This is a genomic window from Thalassiella azotivora, assembly GCF_054781695.1.
The window spans coordinates 26,498-37,989 of sequence record NZ_BAAGTX010000021.1 but is presented as its reverse complement, the minus strand read 5'-3'; the positions used below and the strand labels follow the sequence as shown (position 1 = coordinate 37,989).

The 11,492-nt window shown below is 76.0% G+C and carries 16 protein-coding genes; 7 read left to right on the top strand and 9 right to left on the bottom strand.

Annotation, left to right across the window (positions count from 1 at the left end):
- Positions 1-7 precede the first annotated feature (7 nt).
- Together ACYVQV_RS14715 and ACYVQV_RS14710 are read left to right on the top strand one after the other, a co-directional pair.
- Positions 8-163 (top strand): DUF4177 domain-containing protein, encoded by a 156-nt coding sequence (locus ACYVQV_RS14715; RefSeq protein ID WP_461024061.1) that lies wholly within the window; start codon positions 8-10, stop codon positions 161-163.
- Positions 164-168: 5 nt separating this feature from the next.
- Positions 169-648, top strand: a complete 480-nt coding sequence (locus ACYVQV_RS14710) for a RidA family protein (protein WP_461024060.1) — start codon at positions 169-171, stop codon at positions 646-648.
- Here ACYVQV_RS14710 and ACYVQV_RS14705 read toward each other — a convergent pair.
- Complete coding sequence (locus ACYVQV_RS14705; protein WP_461024059.1) at positions 629-1,378, bottom strand: helix-turn-helix domain-containing protein; 750 nt, start codon at positions 1,376-1,378, stop codon at positions 629-631. The genes ACYVQV_RS14710 and ACYVQV_RS14705 overlap by 20 nt on opposite strands.
- A 192-nt stretch (positions 1,379-1,570) precedes the next feature.
- Here ACYVQV_RS14705 and ACYVQV_RS14700 point away from each other — a divergent pair, with 192 nt between their 5' ends.
- Both ACYVQV_RS14700 and ACYVQV_RS14695 read left to right on the top strand, forming a co-directional pair.
- Complete coding sequence (locus ACYVQV_RS14700; RefSeq protein ID WP_461024058.1) at positions 1,571-2,473, top strand: NUDIX hydrolase; 903 nt, start codon at positions 1,571-1,573, stop codon at positions 2,471-2,473.
- A gap of 50 nt (positions 2,474-2,523) precedes the next feature.
- Positions 2,524-3,303: an MBL fold metallo-hydrolase gene (locus ACYVQV_RS14695; RefSeq protein ID WP_461024105.1), complete on the top strand. Its 780-nt coding sequence runs from the start codon at positions 2,524-2,526 to the stop codon at positions 3,301-3,303.
- Positions 3,304-3,604: 301 nt separating this feature from the next.
- On the opposite strand, the gene ACYVQV_RS14690 is transcribed toward ACYVQV_RS14695, so the two are convergent.
- Complete coding sequence (locus ACYVQV_RS14690; protein WP_461024057.1) at positions 3,605-4,282, bottom strand: Crp/Fnr family transcriptional regulator; 678 nt, start codon at positions 4,280-4,282, stop codon at positions 3,605-3,607.
- Between the two features lie 278 nt (positions 4,283-4,560).
- Here ACYVQV_RS14690 and nth point away from each other — a divergent pair, with 278 nt between their 5' ends.
- From nth to ACYVQV_RS14675, 3 genes are read left to right on the top strand one after another with little or no spacing between them, the layout of a single operon-like run.
- A complete protein-coding gene (nth, locus tag ACYVQV_RS14685) occupies positions 4,561-5,265 on the top strand; it encodes an endonuclease III (protein ID WP_461024104.1) in 705 nt (234 codons plus the stop codon).
- The gene (locus tag ACYVQV_RS14680; protein ID WP_461024056.1) at positions 5,262-6,053 is read left to right on the top strand and encodes an NUDIX hydrolase; all 792 of its coding nucleotides are present in this window, start codon (positions 5,262-5,264) and stop codon (positions 6,051-6,053) included. The genes nth and ACYVQV_RS14680 overlap by 4 nt, the downstream gene beginning before the upstream one ends.
- Complete coding sequence (locus tag ACYVQV_RS14675) at positions 6,050-7,270, top strand: MarP family serine protease (RefSeq protein ID WP_461024055.1); 1,221 nt, start codon at positions 6,050-6,052, stop codon at positions 7,268-7,270. The genes ACYVQV_RS14680 and ACYVQV_RS14675 overlap by 4 nt, the downstream gene beginning before the upstream one ends.
- A 60-nt stretch (positions 7,271-7,330) precedes the next feature.
- Here the strand turns inward: ACYVQV_RS14675 and ACYVQV_RS14670 are convergent, their stop codons facing one another.
- The 7 genes from ACYVQV_RS14670 to ACYVQV_RS14640 all read right to left on the bottom strand — a co-directional run bounded on the left by ACYVQV_RS14670 (position 7,331) and on the right by ACYVQV_RS14640 (position 11,468).
- Positions 7,331-8,110: an SGNH/GDSL hydrolase family protein gene (locus tag ACYVQV_RS14670; RefSeq protein ID WP_461024054.1), complete on the bottom strand. Its 780-nt coding sequence runs from the start codon at positions 8,108-8,110 to the stop codon at positions 7,331-7,333.
- A gap of 109 nt (positions 8,111-8,219) precedes the next feature.
- On the bottom strand, positions 8,220-8,762 hold the full coding sequence (locus ACYVQV_RS14665; protein WP_461024053.1) for a TetR/AcrR family transcriptional regulator: 543 nt from the start codon (positions 8,760-8,762) through the stop codon (positions 8,220-8,222).
- Between the two features lie 66 nt (positions 8,763-8,828).
- A complete protein-coding gene (locus ACYVQV_RS14660) occupies positions 8,829-9,779 on the bottom strand; it encodes an alpha/beta fold hydrolase (RefSeq protein ID WP_461024052.1) in 951 nt (316 codons plus the stop codon).
- A 49-nt stretch (positions 9,780-9,828) separates the two neighbouring features.
- Complete coding sequence (locus ACYVQV_RS14655; RefSeq protein WP_461024051.1) at positions 9,829-10,242, bottom strand: phage holin family protein; 414 nt, start codon at positions 10,240-10,242, stop codon at positions 9,829-9,831.
- A gap of 43 nt (positions 10,243-10,285) precedes the next feature.
- Complete coding sequence (mnhG, locus tag ACYVQV_RS14650) at positions 10,286-10,663, bottom strand: monovalent cation/H(+) antiporter subunit G (RefSeq protein ID WP_461024050.1); 378 nt, start codon at positions 10,661-10,663, stop codon at positions 10,286-10,288.
- Positions 10,663-10,923 (bottom strand): monovalent cation/H+ antiporter complex subunit F, encoded by a 261-nt coding sequence (locus tag ACYVQV_RS14645; RefSeq protein ID WP_461024049.1) that lies wholly within the window; start codon positions 10,921-10,923, stop codon positions 10,663-10,665. The genes mnhG and ACYVQV_RS14645 overlap by 1 nt, the downstream gene beginning before the upstream one ends.
- On the bottom strand, positions 10,920-11,468 hold the full coding sequence (locus ACYVQV_RS14640; protein WP_461024048.1) for a Na+/H+ antiporter subunit E: 549 nt from the start codon (positions 11,466-11,468) through the stop codon (positions 10,920-10,922). The genes ACYVQV_RS14645 and ACYVQV_RS14640 overlap by 4 nt, the downstream gene beginning before the upstream one ends.
- Between the last annotated feature and the right edge of the window lie 24 nt (positions 11,469-11,492).

Sequence of the window (11,492 nt, the reverse complement as noted above, 5' to 3'; positions counted from 1 at the left end):
GGCGCGCATGACGAAGTGGGAGTACGCGACCGTCCCCCTGATCGTGCACGCGACCAAGCAGATCCTCGACCAGTGGGGCGAGGACGGCTGGGAGCTCGTGCAGGTCGTCCCCGGCCCCGACGGCTCCGGCCTCGTGGCCTACCTCAAGCGGCCGAGGGGCTGAGCGCGGTGAGCGAGACGAGCGGCCGCGTCGACGCCCGGCTGGCCGAGCTGGGCCTGGAGCTGCCGGAGGTCGCGGCGCCCGTCGCCGCGTACGTCCCGGCGGTGGCGTTCGGGGACCTGGTGATGACGTCGGGCCAGCTCCCGATGGTGTCCGGCAGCCTCGCCGAGACCGGCAAGGTCGGTGAGGGCGACGGGCTGGTCAGCCCCGAGCGCGCGAAGGAGCTCGCCGCGACGTGCGCCCTCAACGCCCTGGCGGCGGTCAAGGCGCAGGTCGGCGACCTCGACCGGGTCCGCGTCGTCAAGGTCGTCGGGTTCGTCGCCAGCGTCCCCGAGTTCACCGGTCAGCCGCAGGTGGTCAACGGCGCGTCGGAGCTGCTCGGCCAGGTCCTCGGCGAGGACGGCGTGCACGCCCGCAGCGCCGTCGGCGTCGCGGTCCTGCCGTTGGACGCCCCCGTCGAGGTGGAGATCACCGTCCAGGTGCGCTGACCTCGTCGCGGCCCAGCAGGCGCCGCGACAGCGCGTCGGAGAACGCCACCGAGGCGAGCTGGACGGCGAGGCGGCGCAGCTCCTCCTGCGCCTCCGGGTCGTCGGCCAGCGGCTCGAGGCAGCCCTCGACCAGGTCGGCCAGCTCGTCCCGGCAGGCGCGCCCGGCCCGCGAGGCGATCGCTCCCACCCGGGCGCAGGTGACGTAGTCGCCCCCGCGGGCGGCGATCGCGCTGGTCAGGCCCATCGCGACGGCGTTGCCGACGTACGCGCCGTCGCGGCGCTCCAGCAGCTCGGACTCGACGAGGACCTGCAGCGCCTCCGGCTGCTCGCGGCTGAAGCGGGCCATGTCCGCGCTGTCCACCGGGACGCTCCCGGTGCTGCCGAACCCCTGGGTCAGGTCCTCGCGGGCGAGCCGCGCGAGCTCCTCGTCGGCCGTGCCCCGGGCCACGAGGTCCGCGATGACGCGCAGCGTGAGCCCCTGGGCGGCCAGCGCCTGCACCAGCCGCAGCCGGGCGACGTGCTCGCGGCCGTAGAGCGACCGCCGCCCCGCCCGCTCGGGCGCCGGCAGCAGGCCGCGGGCCTGGTACGCCCGGACGTTGCGCACGGTCATCCCCGTCGCCCGGGCCAGCTCCTCCAGCGTGAGCGGGGGCTGCTCCCGGGCGTCGACCGTCGCGGCGGGGCCGTCCGGGAGCGGCGCGCGGCCGGTGCGTCGTGAGCCGTGGCTGTCCACCCTGCGCCTCTCTCGTCGTCCCACCCTGCTCGCCGAGCTGCCACCCGAGCTGCCACCCGAGCTGCCACCCGAGCTGCCACCCGAGCTGCCACCCGGGCGGTCCCCGGGTCGCGTCCCGACGGGTCCGGTGCCTGCGACGTTACCCGCCGGCGCCGGCACGGCACCTCGACGCCGCACACGTACGCTGCTCGGGTGATCAGGGAGTTCGCCATGAACCAGGCGCTCGGCGGACGGGCGGCCGCGTGGCTCGACGGCGCCGTCGGCCCCGGGCCCGCCCCGCGCCCGTCGTCCACGGTGCTGCTCGTCCGTGACGCGGACGCGCCCCGCGACGGCGTCGAGCTGTTCATGATGCGCCGGCAGCCGACGATGGCGTTCGCCGCCGGGATGCACGTGTTCCCCGGCGGAGGGGTCGACCCGCGGGACGCCGACCACGACGTGCCGTGGGCCGGGCCGGAGCCCGCGGAGTGGGCACGGCTGCTGGGTGCCTCGACCGACGAAGCCCGTGAGCTCGTGTGCGCCGCCGTCCGCGAGACGTTCGAGGAGTCCGGCGTGCTGCTCGCCGGACCGGACGGCGACCGGGTCGTGGACGACGTGTCCGACGACGGCTGGGAGGCGGACCGGCAGGCGCTGCTCAGCCGCGACGTCGCCCTCTCCGAGCTGCTCGCCCGCCGCCGCCTGGTCCTGCGCAGCGACCTGCTGCGGCCGTGGGCGCACTGGGTCACCCCGGAGTTCGAGCCGCGTCGCTACGACACCCGGTTCTTCCTGGCCGCCGTCCCCCGCGGGCAGCGGGCCCGGCACGTCGAGGGGGGGGAGGCGACCGAGTCCGGCTGGTGGCCCGCCCGGGACGTGCTGTCCGGTCACGCCGACGGGCGCGTGGTCCTGCTGCCGCCGACCCTCGTCGGGGTCGAGGACGTCGCCGCGGCGTCGTCCGTCGCGGAGCTGCTGGCGGCCCGCAGGCAGGTGCGTCCCGTCCTGCCGTGGATCGAGCGGGCCGACGGGGTGGGCGACGGCACGGCGGTGGGCGGCACGGCGGTGGGCGGCACGGCGGCTGACGACGGCACGGTGGTCGCCCGGCTGCTGGCGGACCTGCCGTGAGCGGCCCGTCGCTCGGGGGCGGCCCCTGGCCCACGTCCTGGTCGACGCGCCTGGTCGGCTCGTGGGCGCACTGCGTGCTCGCGCCGAACCCCGGCCCGATGACGCTCGACGGCACGAACACGTGGGTCCTGCACGAGCCGGGCACCCCCGACGCCGTGGTCGTCGACCCCGGGCCGGAGCACGCCGGGCACCAGGGTGCCGTGCTGGACGCCGTCCGGGCCCGCGGCGCCCGCGTGCGGCAGGTGCTGCTCACCCACGGGCACGCCGACCACTCCGAGGGCGCGGCGTCGTTCGCTCAGCGCGCCGGCGCCGACGGCGTGCGGGCCCTCGACCCGCGTCACCGGCTGGGCTCGGAGGGACTGGCCGACGGTGACGTCGTCCCGGTCGGCGGGGGCGAGCTGCACGTCGTGGCCACGCCGGGCCACACGTCGGACTCGCTGTCCTTCCGGCTGGTCGGCCCGCCGGAGGTGCCGGCCGCCCTGCTCACCGGCGACACCGTCCTGGGTCGCGGGACGACGGTCGTCGCGCACCCCGACGGCCGCCTCGGGCCGTACCTGGACTCGCTGCGCCGGCTGCGCGACCTCGCCTCGTCGGCGGGGGCGACGGCCGTCTGGCCGGGGCACGGTCCCGTGCTGGACGACGCGCTCGCCGCGGTCGAGGGCTACCTCGCCCACCGCGAGCAGCGGCTCGAGCAGGTGCGCGACGCCGTCGACGCGGGCTGCGTGACGCCGCGCGCCGTCGTCGAGCGGGTGTACGCCGACGTCGACCCGGTGCTGTGGCCGGCGGCGGAGCTCAGCGTCCGGGCCCAGCTGGAGTACCTCGGCGTCTGAACCCGCACCTTTCCACCGACGTGCGGTCCCGGACGGCCGGAAACCCGCACCTTTCCACCAAGGTGCGGGTCCAGGCGCGCCGGATGGCGCACCTTTCCACCAAGGTGCGGGTCCAGGGGCGCCGGATGGCGCACCTTTCCACCAACGTGCGGGTCCGGGGGTGCCGGATGGGGCACCTTTCCACCAACGTGCGGTTCTGGACGGTCAGGAGACCGCACCTTTCCACCAACGTGCGGTCCCGGACGGTCAGGAGACCGCACCTTTCCACCAACGTGCGGGTCGAGGGGCCTCGGCGGCCGGGTCAGCGGGCGCGGCGGTGCAGGCGCTCGACGTCCAGCAGGACGACGGCGCGCGCCTCGAGCCGCAGCCAGCCGCGGGAGGCGAAGTCGGCCAGGGCCTTGTTCACCGTCTCCCGGGAGGCGCCGACGAGCTGGGCGAGCTCCTCCTGCGTCAGCTCGTGCGCGACGAGGACGCCCTGGTCGGTCTGCCGGCCGAACCGGCGGGACAGGTCCAGCAGCGCCTTCGCGACCCGGCCCGGCACGTCGGAGAAGACGAGGTCGGCCAGGTTCTCGTTGGTGCGCCGCAGCCGCTGGGTGAGCGCCTGGAGGAGGTGCTTGGCGACCTCGGGGCGGCCGGTCAGCCACGTCTGCAGGTCGGCGTTGCCGAGCCCGACGAGCCGGACGTCGGACACCGCGGTGGCGGTCATCGTCCGAGGGCCCGGGTCGAACAGCGACAGCTCGCCGAACATCTCGCCGGGACCGAGGACGGCGACGAGGTTCTCCCGGCCGTCGGGTGCGGTGCGACCGAGCTTGATCTTGCCGCTGGTGATGACGTAGAGCCGGTCACCGGGCTCGCCCTCGTGGAAGAGCACGTCGCCGCGGCCGATGGTGACCTCCTCCATGGAGGCCAGCAGGGCGGACGCGGCGTCGTCGTCCAGGGCGGCGAACAGGGGTGCGCGACGCACGACCTCGTCGTCCACGTCTCCTCCTCGTGACGGGGCCCGCGACGGGCCGGAGCAGCATCGACCGGGCCGCCGTGCGGCGACCGCCGGGGGCAGTCTGCCACTGCCGGGCGCTCGACCCGAGCCCGTCCGCCCTGCGGTACCCCGTCGGGGTGCACGTCCGCGGCCACGGGGCGGTCGTCGGGGCCGCTGGTTAGGCTTCCCGCGTGGTCGACAGCAACGGTGCCCCCCGTCCCCGGCGGCGCGCGCCGCGCCGTCCGGAGACCGTGATCGGGCTCAAGCGCCGCGCCCGCCGGATGCACCGCGAGCTGGCGGGGCGCTACCCGGACGCCCACTGCGAGCTCGACTTCCGCACCCCGCTGGAGCTGCTCGTCGCGACCATCCTGTCGGCCCAGAGCACGGACGTGCGGGTCAACCTCGTCACCCCGGCGCTGTTCGAGCGCTACCCGGACGCCGCCGCGTACGCCGCCGCCGACCGGGCCGAGCTCGAGGAGCTGATCCGGTCCACCGGGTTCTTCCGCGCCAAGTCCGACGCCCTGATGAAGCTGGGTGCGCGGCTCGTCGAGGAGTTCGGCGGGCAGGTGCCCGGCCGGTTGCAGGACCTCGTCACGCTGCCCGGCGTCGGGCGCAAGACCGCCAACGTCGTGCTCGGCAACGCCTTCGGCGTCCCCGGGATCACCGTCGACACCCACTTCGGCCGGCTCGTCCGACGGTTCGGGTGGACCGACGAGGAGGACCCGGTGAAGGTGGAGCACGCCGTCGGCGAGCTGTTCGACAAGCGCGACTGGACGATGCTGTCGCACCGCGTGATCTTCCACGGGCGGCGCACCTGCCACGCGCGCAAGCCGGCGTGCGGTGCCTGCCCGGTGGCCTCGGACTGCCCCTCCTACGGCGTCGGCGAGACGGACCCGGCCAGGGCGGCCCGGCTGCTGAGGTTCGAGCTGGCGCCCGCCGCCACGCGAGCCGACGGCGCGGACGTCGCCGCGGCGGCCTCACCGTGAGCAGCGGACCCGGTGGGCGGGACGGGCACCTGCCGTCGTGGATGCGACAGGTCGCGGACGTCGTCCCGCGGGTCCGGATGGAGGACCTCACCCGGATGCGCCCACCGGCGGGCGCGACGACCCGGCCCGCGGCCGTCCTGATGCAGTTCAGCGGCACCGACGCCTCCGACGCCGACGTGCTGCTCATCGAGCGCGCGTCGACCCTGCGGTCCCACCCCGGCCAGGCCGCCTTCCCGGGCGGCGCCGTCGACCCGGGCGACGACGGGCCGGTCGGTGCGGCGCTGCGCGAGGCGCACGAGGAGACCGGGCTGCCGCCGGACGGAGTCCGGGTCGTCGGCACGCTGCCGGCCCTGTGGCTGCCGCCGTCGGGCTTCGAGGTCACGCCGGTCGTGGGCTGGATGCCCGAGCCCGCGCCGGTGCGGGTCAACGACGTCGGCGAGGTCGCCCGTGTCCAGTGGCTGCGGCTCGAGGCGCTGCTGGACCCGCGGCACCGGTTCACCACCCGCCACCCGAGCGGGTACGTGGGTCCCGCCTTCGACGTGGACGGGCTGTTCGTCTGGGGTTTCACCGCCGGTCTGCTGTCGCGGCTGCTGGACGCAGCGGGCCTGACCGTCCCCTGGGACACCGCGCGCGTCGAGCCGCTGCCGGAGCGCTACGCCCGTCCGGACCGGCCCGGTGCGCCTCGACCGACCGGTTCCGGGGTGGGTGCCGCCGAGGGGTACGCCGACGGGGCGGGCGCGTCGGCCGCGGGGGGAGGGTCCGAGGACGAGACGGGCGTGGAGCCGTGAGCGGCGCCCTGCTGCTCGACGCCGTCCTCGTCCTGACCCTCGTCGCCTACGCCGTCACCGGCGCCCGGCACGGCCTGGTGCACGGCCTGCTGTCCCTCGGCGGCTTCGTCGTCGGCGGCCTCGTCGGCATCCGGCTGCTCCCGGTCGTGGTGGAGAACGTGTGGGACGGCGAGCCAGGGTCCGTGCTGGCTCCCGGGACGGGCCGCGTCGTCGTGGTGGTGATCGGCGTCCTGGTCCTGGCGTGGGCCGGCCAGCTGCTCGGCTCGCTGCTCGGCCGGGCCGTCCGCGACCGGCTGACGTGGGCACCCGCGCAGGTGGTCGACCGTGCGCTCGGCGCCGTCGCCGCCGTGGTGGCGGTGGCCCTCCTGTCCTGGTTCGTCGCCGGGGCGCTGCGCGCCAGCCCCGCCCCGTCGCTGTCGCGGGCGGTCGCCGAGTCGCGGGTCGTGCAGGCCCTCGACCGGGTCGTCCCGCCCGGCACCGGGGGGTTGGCCGGGGACCTGCGGGCGCTGCTGGAGTCCAGCGGGTTCCCCCGCGTGTTCGACCGGATCGGCCCGGAGATCATCCTGCCGGTCGACCCACCGGACCCCACGGCGGCGGCCGGGCCCGCCGGCGTCGCCGCGGGCGGCGTCGTCAAGGTCACCGGGATCGCCGACAGCTGCGCCCGCGGCCAGGAGGGCACCGGGTTCGTCGTCGCGGACGAACGGGTCGTCACCAACGCCCACGTCGTCGCGGGGGTCGAGGAGCCGGCCGTGCAGGTCACGGGCGAGGGCCGGCGGTGGCCGGCGCGGGTCGTCGTGATGGACGCGGACCGGGACCTGGCCGTGCTGGCCGTCGACGGCCTGCCCACCGCGCCGCTGCCGCTCGGCGAGGACCTGGAGCGGGGGGACGCCGCCGTGGTCGCGGGGTTCCCGCTGGACGGGCCGTACACGGCCGAGGCGGCGCGCGTGCGGCAGGTGCTCACCGCCCGGGGGGAGGACATCTACGGCAACCCCGGCGTGGAGCGTCGCGTGTACTCGCTGCACGCGCGGGTCGAGCCGGGCAACTCCGGGGGGCCCCTGCTGGACGCCGCGGGGCGGGTCGTGGGCGTCGTGTTCGCCAAGTCCCTGGACGACCCGAGCACGGGGTACGCCCTGACGCTCGCCGAGTCGGCCCCGGTGCTGTCGGCCGCGGCGACGGCGGAGCAGCCGGTGGACGTGGGGGCCTGCACCGTCGGCTGACGGTCCGGCTGACGCGTCGGCCGACGGTGCAGGTGGGGACGTGCCCGCGTTCCTGCTCGGTCAGCCGGTGACCGAGTTGAGCATCGTCAGGTAGCCGCGCGAGTAGCCGGCGGCGTTCGGGTGGAACGTCTCGACCAGCCCGTTGTAGATCGGGCCGTTCACCCAGGGCGACCACCCGCAGGCACCGTGCCCGGCGAACGTCTGCCGGGCGTCGACGTACGTGGCCCCGGCCGCGGCGGCGCGGTCGGCGATGATCCCGGCGAGCTCGTCGGCGCCGCGGTTCAGCGCCGCCCGCTTGGTGCTGCTCAGGCACCAGCCCCGCTGCTCGACCAGGCGCGGGTAGCCGAGGACGACGAGGCGGGCCCCCGGCGCGCGCGCGGCGACCGACGCGTACGTGCGGTCGAGCTTGCCGGGCAGCTCGGTGCGCGCCCGGACCGCCGCGCGGTCGACGGCGTCGGTGCAGCTGCGATCCGACCCGAGGATGCAGGTGAGCACGACGTCGAAGAACCCGACGTCGTTGCCGCCGATGGTGATGGTCACCAGGTCGGTCTCCGGGCGCAGCGCGTCGAGCTGGGGCCCGAGGTCGTCGGTGGTGGCGCCCCCGCACGCGACGAAGGCGAACGAGGACACGGCGTGGGTGTCCGCCCACAGCTGGGCGTAGCTGCGGGAGCTGCGGTAGCACGAGCCGCTCTGGTACGGCGGGGCCCCGGTCCCCGAGGAGTAGGAGTCGCCGAGGGCGACGTAGTCGACGGGTTCGGCGGCCTGCGCCGGTGCGGCTGCGAGGGAGACGGCGGCCGCGACGGCGGCCAGGACGAACGCGAGACGACGCTGTCTGCGCATGGTGTGCCTTCCGACGGTCGGGCGGGCCCGACGGTTCGCCCGCGGGACCCACGGGCCGGGTGTCCGGAGGCTAGGAAGGCGTTGCGAGACAAGGAAGGGGGTCGTCGTCTCACACGCCGGTGGCGCCCGGGTGGAACAGGCCGTCGAGGACGACGTCCACGAGCCGCTGGCCGGCCGGGTCGGGATGCGGTGCGGCGGGACGCGAGTGCAGCATCTCCAGCACCACCAGCACGACGTCGGGAGCGACGTCCGGTCGCAGCTGCCCCGCGGACTGGGCCGCGCGGAACGCGGGCGCCAGCAGCGTCACGAGCAGCCGTTCGTGCCGTCGCTGCTCGGACTCGGGCATCTCGCGCAGCAGGCAGAACAGCGAGCGCATCGTCAGGCTCGTCGACAGCGTCGCGCGCAGAACGTCCCGCAGCGGAGGCGCCGGCTGCGAGCGCAGGGCCCGTTCGAGCCGGCCGAGGGCGCGGGTCGCGACGGCGGCCGCCAGGGCGTGCCGGTGGGGGAAGTAGCGGTAGACGGTGGCCCGGCCGACACCGGCGCAGCGCGCGACCTCGTGCAGCGGGGGCGGGGTCGGGCGGGCGGCGAAGAGCTGGTCGGCGACCCGCAGGATCGTCTCCCTGGTCCGCAGCCCGTCCTCCTGCCGGGTCACGTCCCGGATCGTGACACGCGTCACATGCTCCGGCAAGCAGCGGGGACGTGACGTCAGGTGGTGACGTCAGGCTGTGACGTCGTCCAGCCAGTCCAGCAGGACCGCGGTCAGCCGCTCGGGGGCCTCCTCCGCGGGGTAGTGCCCCACGCCGTCCAGGAGCTCCCACCGGTACGGCCCGGCCACCCACCGCGAGGACGTCCTCGCCCGACCGGGCAGCGTGCAGCGGTCCGCGCTCCCGTGCACCTGCAGGACGGGCACGCCCACCCGCCGGCGGACCGCCGAGACGAACCGGCGGCCGTCCCGGCGGGGCAGGGAGCGCACCCCCCAGCGGTAGTACTCCAGGCTGCTGTGGGCGACCGACGGCACCCGCATCGCGTCGGCGTACAGCGAGGACTCGTGCGCCGACGGCCACCCGGGTCCGGCCCACCGGCCCAGCAGCTCCGGCACCGTCGCCGGGTCCTGCAGCCGCCGTTCGGGCAGCACGGGCACCTGGAAGCCCAGGACGTACGACAGCGACGGCACCTGCCGTGGGTCCGCGGCCGCCCGGTACGTCTGCAGCGGGTGGGCGGCGGACACCGCGGCGACGGCCCGGACCGTGCGCGGCTGCAGGGCGGGGCACGACCAGGCGATCCAGCCCCCCAGGTCGTGGCCGACCAGGACGGCGTCACGCTCGCCGAGGCTGCGGACGACGCCGGCGACGTCCGCGGCCGACGTCATCGTGTCGTAGCCGCGCGGCGGCTTGTCGGAGGCGCCGAAGCCGCGCAGGTCCATCGCGGCGACGCGGTAGCCGGCCCCGGCCAGGTCGCGCAGCTGGTGCCGCCACGCCCACCACATCTGCGGGAAGCCGTGCAGGAGCAGGACGAGTGGCGCGCCGTCACGCGCCGTCCCCTCGTGCGGTTCGGCGACGGCGACGTGGAAGCGCGCGCCGTTGGCCGCGACGAAGCGGTGCTGCCAGGGCCCGTCGAGCAGGACGGCGGAGGAGTCGACGGCGGCGCGGCGGGTGCGGCTCAGCGCCACACCCCCGCGGGGTGGCACCGGGCGGCGGGGTGCGCGGTGTGGGGGGTGGTCACTGCGCGCCGGTGCGGGCCACGGACGCCTCGACCGGGCCCTGGCCCTTGAGCGCGGCGACGGTGTCCTTGCTCGTGGCGATGGTCCGCTCCGGCGGGTTGATCTTCGTGAGCTGCTTCTTGCCGACGAGCGCGAGCACACCCGCGACGACGACGAGCACCGCGAAGACGATGAGGAACGCCAGCCACTCGTCGAGGCCTGCGGCCACCAGGCCGTAGGCGCCGGCGAAGCACAGGATGAAGAAGGCCACGACGCCGAGGAAGGCGGCACCGGCGAGCAGGCCCGCGCCCGCGCCGCCCTTCGTCACGTCGCGCTTCAGCTCGGACTTGGCGAGCGCGATCTCGTGGCGCACCAGCGCGGTGAGGTCCTGCTGGATGTCCGCGACGAGCTGCCCGATCGTGCGTTCCGTCATGAGGGGCTCCTCTTCGGTGGGGGTCGGCCCGACCCTCGGCAGCCTACGGCTGATCGTCGTCCTCGGCGTCCCGACGGCCGGCGCCCAGCCGGCCGCTCGCGGCGAGGTCGTCGCGGGCGAGCACCGAGTCGTCGGACTCGCCGGCGCGGTGCGCGGCGCGACCGATCATGTGCGCCCCCACGGGGGCGGTGAGCACCTGGAACGCCGCCACCAGCACCAGCGTCGCGGTGAGCCCGGGGTGCCTGGTGGTGGCGGCCACCCCGGCGAGCACGAGCAGCAGCCCGAGCACGGCGGGCTTGGTCTGCGCGTGCATGCGCGTCAGCACGTCGGGGAAGCGCAGCACGCCGACACCGGCCAGCAGGGTCAGGCCCACCCCGAGCAGCAGCAGGGCGGCGCCGACGACGTCCAGGACGGTGTCCATCAGCCCTCCCGGCGCTCGATGAAACGGGCCACCGCGACGGTGCCCACGAACGCCAGCAGCGACACCACGACGAGGATCCCGCCGAACCGCGGGGTGTCCAGCCGCGCGATCTCGATGGCGACGCCGGCGACGACGACGAGCAGCAGCGTGTCGAGGGCGACGATGCGGTCGCTCGCGGTGGGGCCCTTGAGCAGCCGCAGCAGGATCGCCAGGCCCGCGAGGGTCAGACCCAGCTGGCTGATGACGTAGACCGTGGTCACGCGTCCTCCTCGGGTCCGGGGGCGGCGTCACCGGGCCGCACCGTGTCGCCCGTACCGGCTCCCGGCTGGGCGTCCAGGTCGACGCGCAGCACCGCGGCGGCGCGGCGCTCGAGCTGCCGCGTCGTGGCCACGACCTCCTCGACGTCGTCGCCCTCGAGGTGCAGCAGGTGGATCCAGAGCCGGCCGGTCCCGGCGTCCACCTCCAGGGTGAGCGTGCCCGGGGTCAGGGTGATCGTGTTGGCCACCAGCGACAGCAGGCCCGGGTCCCGCCCGGCGAGGGGCACCTCGACGACCGCGGGGCGCAGCCGGTCGACGGGCCAGAAGACCTGCCGTGCGACCTCGAGCGTCGCGACCCACAGGTCCCGGGCGAACAGCACCGCGTACACGGCCAGCGCCGGGAGGGAGACGCGCCGCCGGGGGGCCCGGCGCTCCGGCAGCCGCACCGCCCACAGCAGCAGGACGGCGACGGCGACCCCGCCGAGGACGTTCCCGACGGACAGGTCCCCCCACAGCGCCAGCCACACGGCTGTGATCCACAGGACCATGCCGAGATGCTGGCCCGTGCGCCG

Excerpts from the sequence above, each read along its gene's own strand:
- ACYVQV_RS14715 (WP_461024061.1), top strand. The coding sequence starts at position 8 with ATGACGAAGTGGGAGTACGCGACCGTCCCCCTGATCGTGCACGCGACC.
- nth (WP_461024104.1), top strand. The coding sequence starts at position 4,561 with ATGCACCGCGAGCTGGCGGGGCGCTACCCGGACGCCCACTGCGAGCTC.
- ACYVQV_RS14670 (WP_461024054.1), bottom strand. The coding sequence starts at position 8,110 with ATGCGCAGACAGCGTCGTCTCGCGTTCGTCCTGGCCGCCGTCGCGGCC.
- ACYVQV_RS14655 (WP_461024051.1), bottom strand. The coding sequence starts at position 10,242 with ATGACGGAACGCACGATCGGGCAGCTCGTCGCGGACATCCAGCAGGAC.
- mnhG (WP_461024050.1), bottom strand. The coding sequence starts at position 10,663 with ATGGACACCGTCCTGGACGTCGTCGGCGCCGCCCTGCTGCTGCTCGGG.
- ACYVQV_RS14640 (WP_461024048.1), bottom strand. The coding sequence starts at position 11,468 with ATGGTCCTGTGGATCACAGCCGTGTGGCTGGCGCTGTGGGGGGACCTG.